This window comes from Gordonia sp. Z-3 (genome assembly GCF_036233855.1).
In the GTDB taxonomy this organism is placed as follows: Bacteria; Actinomycetota; Actinomycetes; order Mycobacteriales; family Mycobacteriaceae; genus Gordonia; species Gordonia tangerina.
In genome coordinates, this window is record NZ_JAZARS010000013.1 from 91,237 (window position 1) to 110,746 (window position 19,510).

General features: G+C 67.2%; 15 protein-coding genes. 13 read left to right on the forward strand and 2 right to left on the reverse strand.

The window, feature by feature from the left end; all coding sequences use genetic code 11:
* The first annotated feature begins 2 nt into the window (after window positions 1-2).
* A complete protein-coding gene (locus VX037_RS15965; RefSeq protein ID WP_235722323.1) occupies window positions 3-701 on the forward strand; it encodes an ATP-dependent Clp protease proteolytic subunit in 699 nt (232 codons plus the stop codon).
* Window positions 702-1,040: 339 nt separating this feature from the next.
* A complete protein-coding gene (clpX, locus tag VX037_RS15970; protein WP_235722322.1) occupies window positions 1,041-2,321 on the forward strand; it encodes an ATP-dependent Clp protease ATP-binding subunit ClpX in 1,281 nt (426 codons plus the stop codon).
* Window positions 2,322-2,403: 82 nt separating this feature from the next.
* Here clpX and VX037_RS15975 read toward each other — a convergent pair whose 3' ends face one another.
* Window positions 2,404-4,725 (reverse strand): FdhF/YdeP family oxidoreductase, encoded by a 2,322-nt coding sequence (locus VX037_RS15975; protein ID WP_328714927.1) that lies wholly within the window; start codon window positions 4,723-4,725, stop codon window positions 2,404-2,406.
* 47 nt (window positions 4,726-4,772) lie between these two features.
* Here VX037_RS15975 and mobA point away from each other — a divergent pair, with 47 nt between their 5' ends.
* The 11 genes from mobA to proB all read left to right on the forward strand — a co-directional run bounded on the left by mobA (window position 4,773) and on the right by proB (window position 18,546).
* On the forward strand, window positions 4,773-5,378 hold the full coding sequence (gene mobA, locus VX037_RS15980) for a molybdenum cofactor guanylyltransferase (protein ID WP_235722320.1): 606 nt from the start codon (window positions 4,773-4,775) through the stop codon (window positions 5,376-5,378).
* A gap of 26 nt (window positions 5,379-5,404) precedes the next feature.
* Window positions 5,405-8,053, forward strand: coding sequence for a valine--tRNA ligase (locus VX037_RS15985; RefSeq protein WP_235722319.1), 2,649 nt, complete (start codon window positions 5,405-5,407; stop codon window positions 8,051-8,053).
* 242 nt (window positions 8,054-8,295) lie between these two features.
* Window positions 8,296-9,690: a bifunctional tetrahydrofolate synthase/dihydrofolate synthase gene (gene folC / locus VX037_RS15990; RefSeq protein WP_328714968.1), complete on the forward strand. Its 1,395-nt coding sequence runs from the start codon at window positions 8,296-8,298 to the stop codon at window positions 9,688-9,690.
* Window positions 9,687-10,088, forward strand: coding sequence for a DUF4233 domain-containing protein (locus tag VX037_RS15995; protein ID WP_235722318.1), 402 nt, complete (start codon window positions 9,687-9,689; stop codon window positions 10,086-10,088). The genes folC and VX037_RS15995 overlap by 4 nt, the downstream gene beginning before the upstream one ends.
* Window positions 10,089-10,269: 181 nt before the next feature.
* A complete protein-coding gene (locus tag VX037_RS16000; RefSeq protein WP_308191656.1) occupies window positions 10,270-10,686 on the forward strand; it encodes a hypothetical protein in 417 nt (138 codons plus the stop codon).
* A gap of 48 nt (window positions 10,687-10,734) precedes the next feature.
* A complete protein-coding gene (gene ndk, locus VX037_RS16005; protein WP_235722317.1) occupies window positions 10,735-11,151 on the forward strand; it encodes a nucleoside-diphosphate kinase in 417 nt (138 codons plus the stop codon).
* A 379-nt stretch (window positions 11,152-11,530) separates the two neighbouring features.
* Window positions 11,531-14,941, forward strand: coding sequence for a translation initiation factor IF-2 N-terminal domain-containing protein (locus VX037_RS16010; RefSeq protein ID WP_328714928.1), 3,411 nt, complete (start codon window positions 11,531-11,533; stop codon window positions 14,939-14,941).
* Between the two features lie 307 nt (window positions 14,942-15,248).
* Complete coding sequence (gene rplU, locus VX037_RS16015; protein ID WP_235722315.1) at window positions 15,249-15,560, forward strand: 50S ribosomal protein L21; 312 nt, start codon at window positions 15,249-15,251, stop codon at window positions 15,558-15,560.
* Window positions 15,561-15,596: 36 nt separating this feature from the next.
* The gene (rpmA, locus tag VX037_RS16020) at window positions 15,597-15,860 is read left to right on the forward strand and encodes a 50S ribosomal protein L27 (RefSeq protein WP_235722314.1); all 264 of its coding nucleotides are present in this window, start codon (window positions 15,597-15,599) and stop codon (window positions 15,858-15,860) included.
* 101 nt (window positions 15,861-15,961) lie between these two features.
* Window positions 15,962-17,434 carry a GTPase ObgE gene (obgE, locus tag VX037_RS16025; RefSeq protein WP_328714929.1) on the forward strand — a complete coding sequence of 491 codons (1,473 nt, stop codon included), beginning with the start codon at window positions 15,962-15,964 and terminating at the stop codon, window positions 17,432-17,434.
* Window positions 17,431-18,546, forward strand: coding sequence for a glutamate 5-kinase (proB, locus tag VX037_RS16030; RefSeq protein WP_328714931.1), 1,116 nt, complete (start codon window positions 17,431-17,433; stop codon window positions 18,544-18,546). Before obgE ends, proB begins: the two co-directional genes overlap by 4 nt.
* 13 nt (window positions 18,547-18,559) lie before the next feature.
* Here proB and VX037_RS16035 read toward each other — a convergent pair whose 3' ends face one another.
* Window positions 18,560-19,435 (reverse strand): Sir2 family NAD-dependent protein deacetylase, encoded by an 876-nt coding sequence (locus VX037_RS16035; protein WP_328714933.1) that lies wholly within the window; start codon window positions 19,433-19,435, stop codon window positions 18,560-18,562.
* Window positions 19,436-19,510: the final 75 nt, after the last annotated feature.

The window sequence follows — 19,510 nt, forward strand, 5'->3', positions numbered from 1 at the left end:
AGATGACCAACTCCTTCTCGCTCGACCACTTGCCCGCCGACGTCGCCGCCGGCATCCCGTCGTCGGCGCTGGCGATCAAGAGCATCGAGGCGCGCTACATCCTCCCGCAGTTCATCGAGCACACCCCCAACGGACAGCGCCAGTACGACCCGTACGCGAAGTTGTTCGAAGAGCGCATCGTGTTCGTCGGCACCCCGATCGACCAGACCGTCGCCAACGACGTGATGGCGCAACTGCTGGTGCTCGAGTCCCAGGACCCTGACCGCGACATCACGATGTACATCAACTCGCCGGGCGGCAGCGTTCCGGACATGTTGGCGATCTACGACACCATGCAGTACGTCCACTGCGACATCGTGACGGTCTGCCTGGGTGAGGCCGCCTCGGCGGCGGCCATTCTGCTCGCCGGCGGTACACCCGGCAAGCGCGCGGCACTGCCCAATGCCACCGTGCTGATCCACCAGCCACGGACCGGCGGTGCCTACCAGGGTCAGGTGTCAGATCTGGAGATCCAGGCCGCAGAGATCGAGCGCATTCGCAACCGGCTCGACGAGATCTTGTCCCGCCACACCGGGCAGGACAAGGACAAGATTCGCAAGGACACCGACCGCGACAACATCCTGTCGGCGGATCAGGCCAAGGAATACGGCATCGTCGACGAGGTCTTCGAGTATCGCAAGAAGTCGATGAAGAAGGCCTGAGCCTGATCCGGCCCGCACGCACCTCGTCTCGACACGCCGGGTCGAGGTGCGTGCCCAACATGGTCGTCGGCAGTCATCCTGGACGTCTGCGCGGGAGTTCGATCGCCGTGCAGAAGCGGGAAGCCAGATGGCGGCGGCCATGACGCCCAGCACAACCAGATAGCGGACGACGACCGAAACTTCCGACACGACATTTGGCGTTATCGGTCGAAGTTCGAGCGGCGCGCGGGTACCGTCGGGTTATTGGGCGATCCGCATGCCGCACGGTCACCCATGCCCGGCTGCGCACGGTGAAGGTCCGTCGAATCGACCGGAGCAAGAGGAAGGTACGTACACGAGATGGCACGAATCGGAGACGGTGGCGACCTGCTGAAGTGCTCGTTCTGCGGAAAGAGTCAGAAGCAGGTCAAGAAGCTGATCGCCGGCCCCGGCGTGTACATCTGTGACGAGTGCATCGATCTCTGCAACGAGATCATCGAAGAGGAGCTCGCCGAGAACGGCGATGTAAAACTCGACGAGCTGCCCAAGCCGGCCGAGATCCGTGACTTCCTCGAGAACTACGTCATCGGTCAGGACACCGCCAAGCGGACGTTGGCCGTGGCGGTCTACAACCACTACAAGCGGATCCAGGCCGGTGAGAAGAAGGACTCCCGCACCGGTGAGTCGGTGGAGATCGCCAAGTCCAACATCCTGATGCTCGGTCCGACGGGCTGCGGGAAGACCTACCTGGCCCAGACCTTGGCGAAGATGCTGAACGTTCCGTTCGCCATCGCCGACGCGACGGCGCTCACCGAGGCAGGGTATGTCGGCGAGGATGTCGAGAACATCCTGCTCAAGCTGATCCAAGCGGCCGATTACGATGTGAAGCGCGCCGAGACCGGAATCATCTACATCGACGAGGTGGACAAGGTCGCGCGCAAGAGTGAGAACCCGTCGATCACCCGAGATGTCTCGGGTGAGGGTGTGCAGCAGGCGTTGCTGAAGATCCTGGAGGGGACGCAGGCCTCGGTGCCGCCGCAGGGCGGGCGTAAGCATCCGCATCAGGAGTTCATCCAGATCGACACCACCAACGTGTTGTTCATCGTGGCGGGTGCCTTTGCCGGTCTCGAGAAGATCGTGTCCGAACGAATCGGCAAGCGCGGGCTCGGCTTCGGTAACGAGGTGACCAGCCGCGACGAGATCGACACCACCGATCACTTCGCTGAGGTGATGCCGGAGGATCTCATCAAGTTCGGTCTGATCCCGGAGTTCATCGGTCGTCTGCCGATCGTCGCCTCGGTCACCAACCTGGACAAGGACTCCCTTGTCAGCATTCTGTCCGAGCCGAAGAACGCCCTGGTCAAGCAGTACACCAAGCTGTTCGAGATGGACAACGTGGAACTCGAGTTCAGCAAGGATGCGCTCGAAGCCGTCGCCGATCAGGCCATCCACCGCGGTACCGGCGCGCGCGGGCTGCGCGCCATCATGGAAGAGGTGCTGCTTCCGGTGATGTACGACATTCCCAGTCGAGACGACGTGGAGAAGGTCGTCGTGACCGGTGAGACCGTCCGCGACAATGTGCTCCCGACGATTGTCCCGCGCAAGAACAGCCGCGACGAGCGCCGAGACAAGAGCGCCTGACCCGCCTTCTCATCACCGCAACCCCCGGGAGCTCCGATGCCCCGGGGGTTGCGGCGTGTCGCGGGCGGACGCGCCGCGGCGGTCAGTCCGCCGTCCTGCTGGGTTCGAGCCGGATCACCACCGCTTTGGAGACCGGGGTGTTCGATTCCCGCGCGACCGATCCGAGCGGGACCAGGGGATTGGTCTCGGGATAGTAGGCCGCGGCGTTACCCCGCGGGGTGGAGTACGCGATGAGTTCGAAATCGTCGACGCGACGTTCCTCGATGCCGGCCTCGCCCTCGTACTCGGAGATGATGTCGACGCGATCGCCCGCGTGCAGACCTGCGGCCGCGATGTCATCAGGGTGACACATGATGACCCGGCGGTTGCCTTTGATGCCGCGATAGCGATCGTCGTGGCCGTAGATCGTGGTGTTGTACTGATCGTGACTGCGCAGGGTCTGCAGGATCAGTTTTCCCTCCGGTACCCGTACCCAGTCGAGGGGATGCAGCGCGAAGTGCGCGCGGCCGTCCGGGGTGTCGAATTCGCGGCGATCGCGCGGGGGATGGGGTAGCACGAATCCGTCGGAGAGTCGGACGCGGATGTTGAAGTCCTCGAAACCCGGGATGACCCGAGAGATGTGGTCACGGATCAGGTTGTAGTCGCGGCGCAAGTGTTGCCATGGCACCGGGTGATCGGGGCCCAGTGCGGCGGTGGCGAGATCGCAGACGATGCCGACCTCGCTGCGCAGGTGCGCCGACGCCGGTGGCAACGAACCGCGCGACAGGTGTACCACCGACATCGAGTCCTCGACCGACACCTGCTGTGCCACACCGTCGACAAGGTCCTTGTCGGTGCGTCCAAGGGTCGGCAGGATGAGCGCGGCGCGACCGGTGGCCAGGTGGGATTCGTTGAGTTTGGTGCTCACCTGCACCGTGAGTGCACAGCGGGCCAGGGCGGCGCGGGTGAGGTCGGTGTCCGGTGCCGCGGACACGAAATTGCCGCCCATCGCGAAGAACACGCGGACCTCGCCGCGCGCCATCGCGCCGATGGCCGCCACCGTGTCATACCCGTACTCGCGTGGAGAGTCGATGCCGAACTCGGCGTCCTGGGCCGCGAGGAAAGACTCGGGCATCTTCTCGAATATGCCCATCGTGCGATCGCCCTGCACGTTGGAGTGCCCGCGGACTGGGCACAGGCCGGCGCCCGGCTTACCGATCATCCCGCGTAGCAGCAGCACATTGGTGCCCTCGCCGATGGTGGCCACCGAATGCCGGTGCTGGGTCAGGCCCATTGCCCAGCACAGGACGACCCGGTCCGCCGAGGCCACCGCCTCGGCCAGGTCGCGGATCTGTGCGTACGTCAGTCCGGTCGCCGCAAGGATCTCGTCGACATCGACATCGTCGAGCGACCGAAGGTAGTCGTCGACCCCTGTGCAGTGGGCGTCGAGGAAGTCCTGGTCGAAGACGGTGCCCGGGGCGGCCCGCTCGGCGTCGAGCAACAGTCGCGCGACACCGCGGAACAGGGCCATGTCGCCGCCGAGACGGATCTGCAGGAAGTCGTCGGCGAGTTTCACGCCGTGCCCCACGACGCCACCGATCTTCTGCGGATCCTTGAACCGCATCAGACCGGCCTCGGGCAGCGGATTGATGGCGACGATCCGGGCGCCGTTGTGTTTGGCCTTCTCCAATGTCGACAGCATGCGCGGATGGTTGGTGCCGGGATTCTGACCGGCGATGATGATGAGATCGGCCGATTCGATGTCGGGCACGGTGACCGATCCCTTGCCGATGCCGATCGATGCGCCGAGCGCGGAGCCCGAGGACTCGTGGCACATGTTCGAACAATCCGGCAGGTTGTTGGTGCCCAGACTGCGCGCGAAGAGTTGATAGACGAACGCCGCCTCATTGCTGGTCCGGCCGGAGGTGTAGAAGACCGCCTCGTGCGGCGATGACATCGCCGAGAGTTCGTCGGCGATGAGCTGGTTGGCCTGTTCCCAGGACACCGGCCGGTAGTGTGAGTCACCCGGAGCGAGGTACATCGGGTGGGTCAACCGCCCCTGCTGTGACAGCCAGTAGCCCGACCGCTCCCGCAGGTCGTCCACCGAGTGAGCGGCGAAGAACTCCGGGGTCACCCGTCGCCGGGTGGCCTCCTCGGCGACCGCCTTGGCACCGTTCTCGCAGAACTCCGCATGCTTGCGGTGGCCGGGCGTCTCCGGCCAGGCGCACCCGGGACAGTCGAACCCGTTGCGCTGATTGAGTTTCGCCAGCGTGCGCGCCGTGCGGACCGGACCCATCTGCTCGAGCCCCCGCGCCAGAGCCACCGCGACCGCCGGGACCCCGGCCGCATGATCCTTGATCACTCCGGTGTCGGTGTCGACGGGTTCGGTGACGGCGATGTCGGTGGACTGGCTTTGACGGCTCATATTCCCATCTTGCCCCGAGTGGGCCGGACTGTCGGCACACTGGTCCCATGGCGCAAACCGATGAGCAGCGGGTGGCGGGAATCGTGCTGGCAGGCGGCCGTTCCCGACGGATGGGTCGCGACAAGGCGGCCATGGACTGGGCAGGAGAGCCGATGCTGGCGCGCGTGGTCCGGACGGTGGGGCAGCGCTGCGATCCGGTGTTCGTGGTGGCCCCGGAGGAATCCGCGGCCTATCAGGGGCTCCACGGCACCGGCGGCCCCGAGGCGCAGTGGGTCACCGACGAAACGCCGGGCGGCGGGCCGCTCGCCGGTCTTGCGGTGGGGTTGTCCCGGGCGGCCGATGCCGGCGCGGCATGGGCGTTCGTGTGTGCGACGGACATGCCGCTGATCTCCTCGGAGTTGATCGACGAGCTGTTGCGGGGGGTCACCGTGTCGACCCAGGCGGTCATCGCCACCGATGCGCAGCGTGACCACCCCATGGCCGGGCTCTATCGCACCGACGTCGCGCCGGTGATCGCGGAGCTGACCGCGGGAGGTGAACGACGGATGCTCGCCGCGCTCGATGCGTTGACCACTCATCGCGTTGCCGTGGGCAATCCGGAATGGCTCACCAATGTCAACGCTCCCGAAGACCTGCACCGGCTCCATGTCTAGCCTGTGACGTTTCCTAAGATTGTGGGGTGAGCACACCCGATCCGAGCCGCGAGCTACCGAAGTCCTGGGACCCCGCCGAACACGAAGCACAGCTATATCAGGGCTGGGTGGACGCCGGTTACTTCACCGCAGACGCGACCAGCGACCGGCCGGCGTTCTCGATCGTCATCCCGCCGCCGAACGTCAACGGGTCGCTGCACATGGGCCACGCCTACGAGCATGTGCTGATGGACGCGTTGGCGCGTCGCCGCCGCATGCAGGGCTACGAGGTGTTGTGGCTGCCCGGAATGGATCATGCGGCCATCGCGATGCAGACGATGGTGGAGCGCAAGATCGCCGCGGAGGACGGATTGACGCGCGACGACCTCGGTCGCGAGGCATTCATCGATCGCGTCTGGACAGAGAAGGCCGAGATCGGCGGAAACATCGGCACGCAGATGCGGCGTCTCGGTGACGGCGTCGACTGGAGCCGCGAACGCTTCACCATGGACGACGGTCTGTCACGCGCCGTGCAGACAGTGTTCAAGCAGATGTACGACGACGGGCTGATTTACCGCGCCGAGCGGCTCGTGAACTGGTCGCCGGTGCTCAAGACCGCCATCAGCGACATCGAGGTGAGCTACGCCGACGTCGAGGGCGAACTGGTCAGCTTCCGCTACGGCAGCCTCGACGACGACGCGCCACACATCGTGGTCGCCACCACCCGACTCGAGACGATGCTCGGCGACACCGCGATCGCGGTGCACCCCGACGACGAGCGCTACGCCCATCTGATCGGCACCGAACTCGACCACCCGTTCGTCGACCGGCGCATCCCGGTGATTGCCGACGACTACGTCGATCCCGAGTTCGGCAGTGGCGCGGTCAAGATCACTCCCGCACACGACCCCAACGACTTCGCGATCGGGCAACGCCACGACCTCCCGATGCCGACCATCATGGACGACGAGGCGCGCATCGCCGACACCGGAACCGTGTTCGACGGGATGGACCGGTTCGAGGCGCGGGCCAAGGTGCGGGAGGCTCTCGCCGAGCAGGGCCGCATCGTCACCGAGGTCAGGCCGTACCTGCACAGCGTCGGACATTCCGAACGGACCGGCGAGCCCATCGAACCGCGGTTGTCCATGCAGTGGTGGGTGCGCGTCGAGTCCTTGGCCAAGGCGGCAGGCGACGCGGTTCGCAACGGTAACACCGTGATCCACCCGACCTCGATGGAGCCGCGCTGGTTCGGCTGGGTCGACAACATGTACGACTGGTGTATCTCTCGTCAGCTGTGGTGGGGTCACCGCATCCCGATCTTCTACGGCCCCGAGGGGGAGGTCGTCTGTGTGGGGCCCGACGAGCAGGCACCCGACGGCTATGTCCAGGAGACCGACGTCCTCGACACCTGGTTCTCGTCGGGCCTGTGGCCGTTCTCCACCATGGGCTGGCCCGACAACACCGCCGACCTCGAGAAGTTCTATCCCACTTCGGTTCTCGTCACCGGCTACGACATCCTGTTCTTCTGGGTGGCCCGGATGATGATGTTCGGTACCTACGTCGGTGACCGGCTCGGCGACGGCAACGCAGTGCCGTTCCACAACCTGTTCCTGCATGGTCTGGTGCGCGACGAGCACGGCCGCAAGATGTCGAAGTCGAAGGGCAACGGCATCGATCCACTCGACTGGGTGGAGCGCTTCGGCGCCGACGCGTTGCGCTTCACGCTCGCTCGCGGCGCCAACCCGGGTAGCGACATATCGGTCGGCGAGGACCACGCACAGTCCTCGCGCAACTTCGCGACGAAACTGTTCAACGCCACCAAGTTCGCGCTGATGAACGGCGCCACGGTGGCTGAACTACCCGATCGCGCAACGCTGACCGAAGCCGACCGGTGGATTCTGGATCGACTCGAGCAGGTCCGGGCCGAGGCCGATGCCGGTTTCGAGGCATACGAGTTCTCCAAAGCCTGTGAGGCGCTGTATCACTTCGCGTGGGACGAGGTCTGCGACTGGTATCTGGAGTTGGCCAAGGTCCAATATGCGCAGAACGACGACGCACGGTCCGCGTCGACGTCGGTGGTGCTCGGCACTGTGCTCGACAACCTGTTGCGGCTGCTGCACCCGGTGATGCCATTCGTCACCGAGGTGCTGTGGAGGTCGCTGACGGGGCAGGAGTCGGTGGTGATCGCGTCGTGGCCGGCGGCCAGTGGTGTGCCGACCGACGCCCCGGCGGCCCAACACATCGACGACCTGCAACGGCTCATCACCGAGGTTCGGCGCTTCCGCAGCGACCAGGGGCTGCGCCCGGGACAGCGGGTGGCCGCCGAGATCGACGGCCTCGACGCGGCCGCACTCGATTCCTCCCGTGGATATCTGGATTCGCTGGCTCGGCTCGAGCCTGCCGACGACGGTTTCGCGGCCACCGCGACGATCGACGTGCGGTTGTCGTCGGCGACGGTGACCGTCCGGATCGACACGTCCGGGACCGTCGACGTGGCGGCCGAACGTAAACGGCTGACCAAGGACCTCGCCGCCGCGGAGAAGGAACTCGCCTCCACCACTGGCAAACTCGGCAACGAACAATTCCTGGCCAAGGCCCCTGAACAGGTCGTGGCGAAGATCCGGGAACGACAGAAGGTGGCGACCGAGGAAGTCGATCGCCTCGGTGGTGCGCTCGCCGCTTTGGGTGGCGCGTGAGTTCCCGCGACGATCAGGACCACGGCGCCGATGCCGACGACTGGGACGACGATCTGGACCGCGACCACCTCGGTCCCGACGGCCCGGTGTCGCAGGATCTCGGCGCCCTGCTCGACGAGATCGACGCGCGGGATGCCGACGTCGACCCTGCCGATGTCGACCCTGCCGATATCGACCCCGCCGATATCGACCCCGCCGACGACGAGGAGGACGGGGCCGGAGGATCGCGGCGTCCCGCACGCTTGATCGACGACGCCGCGACGCTCGCCGAACTCGCGGAGGTCGAGGCCGAACTCGACACCCGCTGGCCCGAAACCAAGATCGAGCCCTCGCTGACCCGCATCGCGGCTCTGATGGATCTGCTGGGTTCGCCGCAGCACGGCTATCCGGCCATCCACATCGCGGGAACCAACGGCAAGACGTCGGTGGCCCGGATGATCGACGCGCTGCTCATCGCCTTACACCGGCGCACGGGGCGGATCACCAGTCCGCATCTGCAACGCGTCACCGAACGCATCTCCGTCGACGGTGCGCCGATCTCCGCCCGCACCTACATCGACACCTACCGGGAACTCGAGCCGTACATCACGATGGTCGATGATTCGTCCACCGCTGCCGGCGGACCGCGGATGAGCAAGTTCGAGGTGTTGACGGCGATCTCGTATGCCGTCTTCGCCGAGGCGCCGGTGGACGTTGCGGTGGTGGAGACGGGCATGGGCGGTCGATGGGACGCCACGAACGTCGTCGACGCGACTGTGGCCGTCATCACTCCGATAGCGATGGATCATGCCGATTACCTTGGTGACACGCTCAGCGCGATCGCCGGGGAGAAGGCCGGGATCATCAAGAAGGCAGCGGACGATCTGGTGCCCACGGACCCTGTCACCGTGATCGCGCCGCAGGAGCCCGAGGTGATGGACGTCCTGCTGCGTCAGACGGTCGAGACCGGGACCATCGTCGCCCGGCAGGATTCCGAGTTCGCCGTGCTCGAGTCGATCACCGCTGTCGGCGGCCAGTTGCTGCGTCTGCAGGGCCTCGGTGGAGCGTACGACGAAGTGTTCCTACCGTTGCACGGTGCTCACCAGGCGGCCAACGCCGCACTCGCACTTGCTGCGGTCGAGGCCTTCTTCGGGGCGGGCCCGGATCGCCAACTCGACATCGACGCGGTACGGGCCGGTTTCGCGGCGGTGGCGAGCCCGGGCCGGCTGGAACGTGTGCGATCGGCCCCGACGGTGTTCATCGACGCCGCGCACAACCCACACGGCGGCGAGGCGCTGGCGCGGGCGTTGACCGAGGAATTCGACTTTCGACGACTCGTCGGGGTGATCGGCATGCTCGGTGACAAGGATGCGGAAGGATTTCTGGAGGCCATGGAGCCCGTTCTGGACAGCGTGGTGCTCACCAACAACGGTTCGCCGCGCGCACTGGACACCGAGATGCTGGCCGAGATCGCGCTGCCGATCTTCGGTGAGGAGCGGGTGGTGGTGAAGCCGTTCCTGCCCGACGCCGTGGAGACCGCCATCGGACTTGCCGAAGAGCCCGACGGCGAACCGGTCGCCGGTGCCGGCGTCGTGGTCACCGGTTCGGTGGTCACCGCCGGGGCGGCCCGGACGTTGTTCGGCAAGGAGCCCTCATGACCGACCCGGTACGCTTCACGCCGCCGACGACGGACCCGTGGAAGGGGTTGCGCGGGGTGATGGCGGGCACCTTGATCCTCGAGGTGATCGTCCTGGGCCTGGCGTTCCCGATCGTCGCCAATCTCGGGCCGGGCATCACCTGGTTGTCCGGCGGATACCTCGGGGCGGTGGTGGTGGCGCACATCGTCGCAGCCGGTCTGCAGGGCCGATCGTATGCGCTGCGTCTCGATATCGGGTTGCAGATCCTGGTGATCGCAGGAGGGTTCCTGCAGTGGTCGGTGGCCGTGGTGGGCGTGATCTTCCTGTGTGTCTGGGTTTACATCGCCTACGTGAAGCACGACGTCGAGGTTCGGATGGCCAAGGGGATGCTGCCGGGGCAGCAACCGATCGACGAGTGATCTGCCGGGATTTCTGCACCCCGGACCTGCGATTCGGCTCCTGCAACTCCTGTTGCCCGACTGTGACCTGTCGGCTCTCGCCCTGAGGTGGTCGATGCTGTGAGAATGTCGCTGCCGGGGAAGAGCGGCTCGCGCCGCGGCCCCGGACCATCAGGTGACCGTTCATGACGTGAGGAATAGCTTGTCTGTGATCTCCAGCCTTCGCCGCCCCCGGGCCGCCGCCGCGATGGCATTGACCGTGATCGGAACGTCGCTGGGCGCGGGAATCGCCGCCGCCGAGCCGGCTGTGCCGACCGAGGATCTTCCGGTCGCCGGAGCACCGATGACGGTCGGCGAAGGGGAGTACAGCTACCTCGCCACCCACGAGGTCACCTCGCGGGCATCGTCGATGCAGGTGTCCGAGGCGATCGCGGCACTGCCCGTCCCGCAGCAGTACCGTCCGGCCAATCTCGGGCTGGCCGCACAGTTCGACATCGCTCTCACGAGTGCGCTGGCGTCCCCCGGCGGCTGCGTGCAGGTCGTGGTCGATCCGCGTGCTCGGTCCGGGAGCCTGTTCAACTACGGATTCTTCCCGGTGGCGGGCGAATACTGCTCGTGACGGTGGCCATCGCCGACCGGTCTTTCGGCTTCTCGCTATGGTGTGCTCGTGACTGAACGGACTCTGGTACTCATCAAGCCCGACGGCGTGGAGCGGTCGCTGGTCGGCGACATCATCAGCCGGATCGAGCGCAAGGGCCTCTCGCTGGTCGCCCTGGAACTCAAGACGGTCAGCGACGAGGTGGCGCGCGGACACTACGCCGAACATGAGGGCAAACCCTTCTATCCCTCGCTGCTCGAATTCATCACGTCGGGACCGTTGGTCGCCGCGGTCCTCGAGGGGCCGCGCGCGGTTGCCGCCTTCCGGCAGATCGCGGGCGGCACCGATCCGGTCGAGAAGGCCGTCCCGGGAACAATCCGTGGAGACTTTGCGCTGAGCACGCAGAACAATCTGGTGCACGGCTCGGACTCGCCCGAGTCCGCCGAGCGGGAGATCGCCCTGTGGTTTCCTGACCTGGGAGTCTGAGCCGACCTTCGCCTTCTCGTTCCCCGCCACACACGCCGTTGGAGATGCCAAACGTGCGTAGTGTGCGGGGAACGACTCGTCGTGTGGGATACTTGCACAGTTGTGGGCGACACACTTTGCCGTCGACAACCGGATGACGCATCCGGCATCGGACACCCCGATTCGCGCGTCTTCCCCATCGGTGCTGACGATGGCGTGGAAGACGACGGCCGGTTGAGGTCATCGACAACGCAAGGCGCCGCCTCGCGGACCGGGTCTTCCGGTGCGCAGAGAACGCGCGAAGACCACACAACACCGGTCCACAGCCGACCGGGACAGACAGTGAAGCCCTCGCGTGGCCGCGTCAGCCCGACGCGCCCGGGGGCTCTAGGAGATTTGAGTGACCGACAACGGGTCGCCGGCTGACGCGAACGCAGCGTCGGAACCGGTGGAGGAGTTCCCCAGCAGGCTTCGTGTGCATGCGCTCGCCAGAGCGCTGGGCATGACGAGTCGAGAGGTCTTGGCGCACCTCGCCGAGATCGGCATCGAGACACGCAGCCCCCAATCAAGCATCGACCGGGAGACCGCCCAGACGGTCGCCGCGCGTGTGCGTGGCGCGGCCGAGCGGGTCGACGCGCCGGAGCAGGCCGAGACGCAGGTGACACCGCCCGAGGAGGCCGCGGTACCCGCCGAGGAGGCCGCGTCCGCCGAGAGCGCCGGCTCGTCGGTCGAGGCTGCCGAACAGGCCACCACGCTGCAGCCGGCTGCCGATCAGGCGACCCCGGCACAGGCGGTAACCGGGGACGACGAGCCCGCGCTGCCTCGCGAATCCGAGCAGGCTGCCACCCACGAGGAGTCGCCGACCCTGTTCTCGGCGGTCGATCAGACTCAGCACCACCCGGTGCGGCAGACGGCCGAGGACGTCATGGCACAGCCGCTGTTCCTGTCGCCACAGGCTGCGGAGCCGACCCGGCGTCCGACCCGGTCCGGCGAGGACGAGCGGGTCGAATCCGACGAGTCCGGCAGCACCGACGATTCGACCGGCGACAGCGACACATCGGCAGACGGTGAGCGTGGCTCGCGCCGTCGCCGCCGAGGCCGCCGAGGGCGCGGCCGGGGCCGCGGTGATCAGTCCGACAACGGTGCAGACGAGCCGCAGCAGGCGAGCGACGACACGTCCGACGCGACGGACCGGTCCGATGGGGACAACGACTCCGCACGGCCCTCCGGCAAGAAGGGCAAGAAGGGCAAGAAGGGCGACCGGTCCGACGGCGGCAAGTCCGGCAAGGATGGCGCCGACAAGGGCGAATCCGGCAAGCACGAAGACGACAAGGCCGACGCCGACAAGGACTCCACGGGAAAGAAGCGCTCCGAGGAGTCCACCGGAACCGACGAGGGTTCGGTATCCGAGGAAGATTCGTCGGATTCGGACTCGTCGGGCGTCGACGACACCGAGGCGGGGTCGTCGAAGCGTCGTCGTCGCCGCCGCCGTCGCAAGGGCGGGGCCGACGCCGAGGACAGCTCACCGGACGATCCGCCGAACACCGTCGTGCACGAGCGTGAACCCCGCAGCAAGAAGGCACGCGACGAGGTCCAGGGCATTTCCGGTTCGACCCGTCTCGAGGCCAAGCGTCAGCGTCGCCGCGACGGCCGGGACGCCGGCCGTCGCCGTCCGCCCATCCTCAGTGAATCGGAGTTCCTGGCGCGCCGCGAGGCGGTCGACCGGGTGATGGTGGTCCGCGAACGTAGCGCCAACAGTGCGATCACCGGGGCCAACGGTTCCGGCGAAACCGGTCAGGCCGTGCCGATCGAGGACTACACCCAGGTGGCCGTGCTCGAGGACGGTGTCCTCGTCGAACACTTCGTCACCACCGAGACATCGTCATCGATGGTCGGCAACATCTATCTCGGGCGTGTGCAGAACGTGTTGCCCGGTATGGAGGCGGCCTTCGTGGACATCGGGCGCGGTCGCAACGGCGTGCTCTACGCCGGTGAGGTGAACTGGGATGCCGCCGGGCTCGACGGCGGATCGCGCAAGATCGAGCAGGCACTCAAGCCCGGCGACAACGTGCTGGTCCAGGTGAGCAAGGACCCGGTCGGGCACAAGGGAGCCCGGCTCACCACCCAGATCTCGCTGGCGGGTCGCTTCCTGGTCTACGTGCCCGGCGGGTCGTCCACCGGCATCAGCCGCAAGCTGCCCGATGTGGAGCGCAAGCGCCTCAAGAGCATCCTGGGCAAACTGGTTCCCGACGACGCCGGCGTGATCATCCGGACCGCGTCGGAAGGTGTCAGCGCCGACGAACTCGCCGCCGACATCGCGCGTCTGGAAAAGCAGTGGAAGGACATCGATTCCGCGGTCGGCAAGGCGAAGAAGGGTTCGGGGGCCAGCGCGCCACAAGCCCTCTACGAGGAACCCGATCTGCTGGTCCGTGTGGTGCGCGACCTGTTCAACGAGGACTTCAAGAAACTCGTCGTCGAGGGCGGCAAGGCGTGGGACCTCGTCGAGCGGTACATCACGGCGGTGGCACCGGACCTGATGCAGCGCGTCGAGCGCTTCGAGAAGCCGCATGCCGATGCGCCCGACTCGTTTGTGGTGCACCGGATCGACGAACAACTCGCCAAGGCGCTCGACCGTAAGGTGTGGCTGCCGTCGGGCGGCACGTTGATCATCGAGCACACCGAGGCGATGACCGTCGTCGACGTCAACACCGGCAAGTTCACCGGCTCCGGGGGCAACCTGGAGGAGACGGTCACCCGCAACAACCTCGAGGCGGCCGAGGAGATCGTGCGTCAGATGCGGCTGCGCGACATCGGCGGCATGATCATCGTCGACTTCATCGACATGGTCCTCGAATCCAACCGGGATCTGGTGTTGCGGCGGCTGACCGAGGCGCTCGCACGCGACCGGACACGTCACCAGGTATCCGAGGTGACCTCGCTGGGCCTGGTGCAGATGACCCGCAAACGCTTGGGCACCGGGCTGCTCGAGGCGTTCTCGACCCCATGCACCCACTGCGGTGGCCGGGGCATCGTGGTACACGCCAACCCGGTGGAGGCGCGTCCCGACGAGTCGAGCGCCAACGACGGCGGTGGCTCCAAACGTTCACGGCGGAATCGGCGCAAGTCCGAACCGGCGCCTGAGCAGCACAAGCCGGCGCAGAACCCGGCCGAGCACCCGATGTTCCGCGCGATGGCCGCCCATGCCCACGACCACGACCACGACCACGACGTCGAGGGTGCCGACGGTGCGCGGGGCGCCGCCGAGCAGGTGGCGTCCCCCGACGCCGGTCGACGTGACGACACCCGGTCAGCGGACACCCGCGCAGGCGACACCCACGCAGACGACACCCACGCAGACGACGGTGTGGTCGCTGCGACGAGCGACGCGAGCGCGACCGCGCAGTCGGGGAGTGCGACGGCGGCCGACGAGCATGCTGCCGTCGCCAGCGCACCCGCGACCGAGGCGACCCCCACCGACGGAGCGCCGGATGAGACGACCGCGTCGTCCCCGGCAGAACCTGCCGGCGCGGCGTCCGAGCCCAACGAGTCCGATGCCGGTGCCTCCGACGCCGCTGCGTCCGGGCGGCCGCGGCGTCGCCGGCGGGTGGTGCGGCAGGCCGCGGCGCCACCGAAGGCGTCCGAGCCGATCGTGATCTCCGCCGACAACGAGGTCGGCTCGACACCGACACCGACGACGACCTTCGGCCCGACGGATTCGAGTGGTACGGCGGAGGCCGCGGTCGCGGTACGCCGGCGGCCTCGTCGCCGCACGGCCGGACGACCGGCGGGCCCGCCGCCGTCCGAGCAGTAACGTCGAAGGGCGACCAGCAGGTCGGGGCGCCGGTGGTCGAGTTTGACCCGGCACACGGCGTTCCCGTAATCTTGATTGGTCGCCTTCGGCGGAGGGTCTGCGCTGTGCCCGGAACGATCAGGTCCACCTGAATCGCACCGATCAGCCGCGCGGAACCGCCGACAGGCCCTCTGGAGTGATCCACAGTGACCCCGGTTGCATCCGCGGGTTCGCCCGCGGACCGCACCAGGATGACGCACCACCCACCCACCCCGGTGCGCGAACCAGCGCCCAGGGTCCGACAGACGAGTTAAAGAGGACAGCTTCGATGGCAACGTACGCGATCGTCAAGACCGGCGGTAAGCAGTACAAGGTCGCAGAGGGCGACATTGTCAAGGTCGAGAAGATCGACAGCGTGCCCGGTAGCAGCGTGAGCCTGCCGGTGGCACTGGTCGTCGACGGCTCGACCCTCACCACCGATGCGGACAAGCTGGCGAAGATCTCGGTGACCGGCGAGGTCGTCGAGCACGTCAAGGGTCCCAAGATCCGCATCCACAAGTTCAAGAACAAGACCGGCTACCACAAGCGCCAGGGTCACCGTCAGAACCTGACGGTCCTCAAGGTCACCGGTATCAAGTAACTCGATTCCCGCACCTACCTCAGGAGGACTGCAGAGATGGCACACAAGAAGGGCGCGTCCAGCTCGCGCAACGGTCGTGATTCTAACGCCAAGCGCCTCGGCGTGAAGCGTTTCGGTGGCCAGCAGGTCAGCGCCGGCGAGATCCTGGTCCGCCAGCGCGGCACCAAGTTCCACCCGGGCGTCAATGTCGGCCGCGGTGGCGACGACACCCTGTTCGCCCTGGAGACCGGCTCGGTCGAGTTCGGCACCAAGCGCGGCCGCAAGACGGTCAACATCGTCCCGGAGACCGCAGCGGTCTGACCGGTCGAATAACAGCTCTACACAGGGCGGGCAGGGTCATCGCGTACCGCCCGTCCTGTTTGTTTTGAGGCCGAGAGGCTTCGGAGAAAGGGAGTGGCCCGATGTCCCGGTTCGTCGACCGCGTGACCATCCACGTCGCGGCGGGTAACGGCGGTCACGGCTGCTCGTCGGTGCACCGCGAGAAGTTCAAACCGCTCGGTGGTCCCGACGGCGGCAACGGCGGCAACGGCGGGTCGGTGCGACTGGTGGTCGATCCCCAGGTGCACACGCTTCTCGACTTCCACTTCCGTCCGCACGCGAAGGGGTCCAACGGTAAACCCGGGATGGGCGACAACCGTGACGGTGCCACCGGCGACGACCTGGTCCTGAAGGTTCCCGACGGCACGGTGGTCCTGGATGCGGACGGCTCCATCCTTGCCGATCTCGTCGGCGAGGGCACCACCTTCGAAGCCGCCCAGGGCGGCCGCGGCGGATTGGGCAATGCAGCGCTGGCCTCCAAGGCGCGCAAGGCCCCCGGCTTCGCACTGCTGGGTGAAGAAGGGCAGCACCGTGACCTCGTCCTGGAGTTGAAATCCGTCGCCGACGTCGGGCTGGTGGGATTTCCGTCGGCAGGCAAATCCTCGCTGGTTTCGGTGTTGTCGGCGGCCAAGCCGAAGATCGCCGACTACCCGTTCACCACGCTGGCACCGAACCTCGGGGTGGTTCAGGTGGCCGGTGACGTGTTCACCGTCGCCGACGTCCCCGGACTGATCCCCGGTGCGTCCACCGGGCGTGGCCTGGGGCTGGAGTTCCTGCGACACCTGGAGCGGTGTGCGGTGCTGGCGCATGTCGTGGACTGCGCCACCCTGGAACCCGGGCGCGACCCGGTTTCTGACATCGACGCCTTGGAGGCCGAACTCGCGGCCTACCGACCCGCTCTCGACGCCGACCACGGTCTCGGTGACCTGGCATCCCGACCGCGGGTGATCATCCTGAACAAGATCGACATCCCCGACGCCGCGGAACTGGCCGATCTGGTGGAACCCGAACTGGCCACCCGAGGATGGCCCATCTTCCGGATCTCCGCGGTCAGCCACGAGGGTCTCAAGGAGCTGACTTTCGCGCTGGGACGGATGGTCGGGGAGTACCGGGCGAACCAGCCCGCGCCCAAACCTCGTCGACAGGTCATCCGGCCCAAGGCGATCGACGAGGCGGAGTTCAGCGTCGTGCCCGATCCCGAGGTCGATGGCGGATTCATCGTGCGGGGTACCCGCCCCGAACGTTGGATCGCCCAGACCCAGTTCGGCAACGACGAGGCGGTGGGTTATCTGGCCGACCGTCTCAACCGGCTCGGGGTCGAAGACGAGCTGGTGCGCCAGGGTGCGCAGCCCGGGGCGCCGGTCACCATCGGTGACATGACCTTCGACTGGGAGCCGACGACCCCGATGGGTGACGAGGTCCCCATCACCGGCCGTGGGACCGACATCCGCCTCGACCGCAACGAACGGATCGGGGCCGCAGAACGCAAGCAGGCGCGGCGACTTCGGCGCGGTCTGCCCGACGGCGACGAGGATCCCGAACGGGACCACCAGTGAGCGACGTCCGCGAGCACATCGCCCGTGCGCGCAGCATTGTGGTGAAGATCGGGTCGTCGGCGCTCACTGACCTGCATGACGGACTCGACCGCACCCGTCTTGACCGTCTCGCCGACGCGCTGGAGGCGCGGATGCGTGCCGGGTCGGATGTGATCGTGGTGTCCTCGGGTGCCATCGGCGCCGGCATCGCCCCACTCGGGCTCAAGAAGCGGCCCACCGATCTCGCGACCAAACAGGCCGCTGCCAGCGTCGGGCAATTGGCGCTGGCCCACGCGTGGGGCACTTCCTTCCACCGGTACGGCCGCACCGTCGGCCAGGTGCTGTTGACCGCCGACGATGTCTCCAACCGCTCGCATCACGCCAACGCTCAGCGCACGCTGGACCGACTGCGGTCGCTCGGTGCCGTCGCGGTGGTCAACGAGAACGACACCGTGGCGACCGCCGAGATCCGGTTCGGCGACAACGACCGCCTCGCCGCGTTGGTGGCTCATCTCGCGGGTGCCGACGCGCTGGTGTTGCTGTCCGACGTCGACGGCCTCTACGACGGGGATCCGCGCAAGGTCGGTGCCGACGGTAGCCGTGCTCGGCTGATCGCGGAGGTCAACGGACCGGAGGATCTCGACGGGGTCATCGCCGGGTCGGGCGGTGCGCTGGGCACCGGCGGTATGGCCTCCAAGCTCGCGGCTGCGCGACTGTCGGCCGACGCCGGGGTGCCTGTTCTGCTGGCGGCCGCCGATCAGGCAGCGCAGGCGCTGGCCGACGCGTCGGTGGGAACGGTCTTCGCCGCTCGCGACGAGCGGCTGTCGGCGCGGCGGTTCTGGGTGCGCCATGCCGCCGACGCGCGGGGACAGCTCGTGCTCGATGACGGTGCGGTGGCCGCGGTGGCGCGCCGACGCCGATCACTGCTGGCAGCCGGCGTCGTGGGCGTCAACGGACGGTTCTCCGACGGCGACGTGGTGGAGTTGCTCGACACCAGCGGTGTGGTGCGGGCCCGCGGGGTTGCCGCCTACGCCTCCGACGACGTGGCGCTGATGGTCGGTCGTTCCACCGCCGACCTACCGCCAGAGCTTCGTCGGCCGGTGGTACACGCCGACGACCTCGTCGCGGTCTGAGCGCACCGTTGGCTCACGCTGCCAGGGCCGGCAGCACCACCGACGCCAGGTGATCGATCTTCAGGTCGGCGAGTTCGTCGGCGCGGGTCGCGCCGCGGTTCACGATGACGAGGGTCTTGCCGGTGCGACGTGCGTGGCGAGCGAACCGCAGGCCGCTCATCACCGTCAGCGACGACCCGACGACCAGCAGTGCATCGCTGTCGTCCACCATCGAGAATGCTTGCTGCACAGTCGGTTTCGGAACGCTCTCGCCAAAGTAGACGATGTCGGGTTTCACGATGCCGTCGCACCGCGGGCAATCGATCATGGTGAAGTCGCTGGTGTCGTCGATGGCTGCGTCGGCATCCGGTGCGACCTCGATCGCCCCGCGACCACGGATGCGCTCGGTGAATCCGCGGTTGATCTGTTCCAGGTCGTGGGCGAGCTGATGGCGGGAGATCTGCCAGCCGCACTCCAGGCATCGCACGCGGCCATAGCAACCGTGCAACTCCACCACACGTCGGGTGCCGGCCTTCGTGTGCAGCATGTCGACGTTCTGGGTGATCACCCCGGACAGTCGACCCTGCCGTTGCAGATCGGTGAGCGCATGGTGTGCGGTGTTGGGTTGCGCGGCGTCCATGTGTCGCCAGCCGAGATGGTTGCGCGCCCAGTAGTGGCGTCGGAACTCCGGCGACGACAGGAACATCTCCAGCGTCATCGGCGTGCGTTGCGGCGCTCCCGGGCTGCGGTAGTCGGGGATACCGGAGTCGGTGGAGATCCCCGCGCCGGTCAGCGCCACGATCCGCCGGCCTTCGAGCAACGCGCGTGCACGGTCGATCTGTTCGTCGACACCCTCGTCGAGCGGTGTCGGTTCGGCCGGGGACCAGCCGATCTGCAGTCGCGTACGCACCCTGCCCAGGATAGCGGGCTCGACGACGCCACCGGCCCGACAGAACACGAGGTTCTGCCGGGCCGGTGTTTCACC

What these genes read in the sequence shown, in the direction of transcription:
- obgE (WP_328714929.1), top strand. Translation starts at nt 15,962, where the DNA reads ATGTCCCGGTTCGTCGACCGCGTGACCATCCACGTCGCGGCGGGTAAC.
- VX037_RS15965 (WP_235722323.1), top strand. Translation starts at nt 3, where the DNA reads ATGACCAACTCCTTCTCGCTCGACCACTTGCCCGCCGACGTCGCCGCC.
- mobA (WP_235722320.1), top strand. Translation starts at nt 4,773, where the DNA reads ATGGCGCAAACCGATGAGCAGCGGGTGGCGGGAATCGTGCTGGCAGGC.
- rpmA (WP_235722314.1), top strand. Translation starts at nt 15,597, where the DNA reads ATGGCACACAAGAAGGGCGCGTCCAGCTCGCGCAACGGTCGTGATTCT.
- rplU (WP_235722315.1), top strand. Translation starts at nt 15,249, where the DNA reads ATGGCAACGTACGCGATCGTCAAGACCGGCGGTAAGCAGTACAAGGTC.
- VX037_RS15995 (WP_235722318.1), top strand. Translation starts at nt 9,687, where the DNA reads ATGACCGACCCGGTACGCTTCACGCCGCCGACGACGGACCCGTGGAAG.
- clpX (WP_235722322.1), top strand. Translation starts at nt 1,041, where the DNA reads ATGGCACGAATCGGAGACGGTGGCGACCTGCTGAAGTGCTCGTTCTGC.
- VX037_RS15975 (WP_328714927.1), bottom strand. Translation starts at nt 4,725, where the DNA reads ATGAGCCGTCAAAGCCAGTCCACCGACATCGCCGTCACCGAACCCGTC.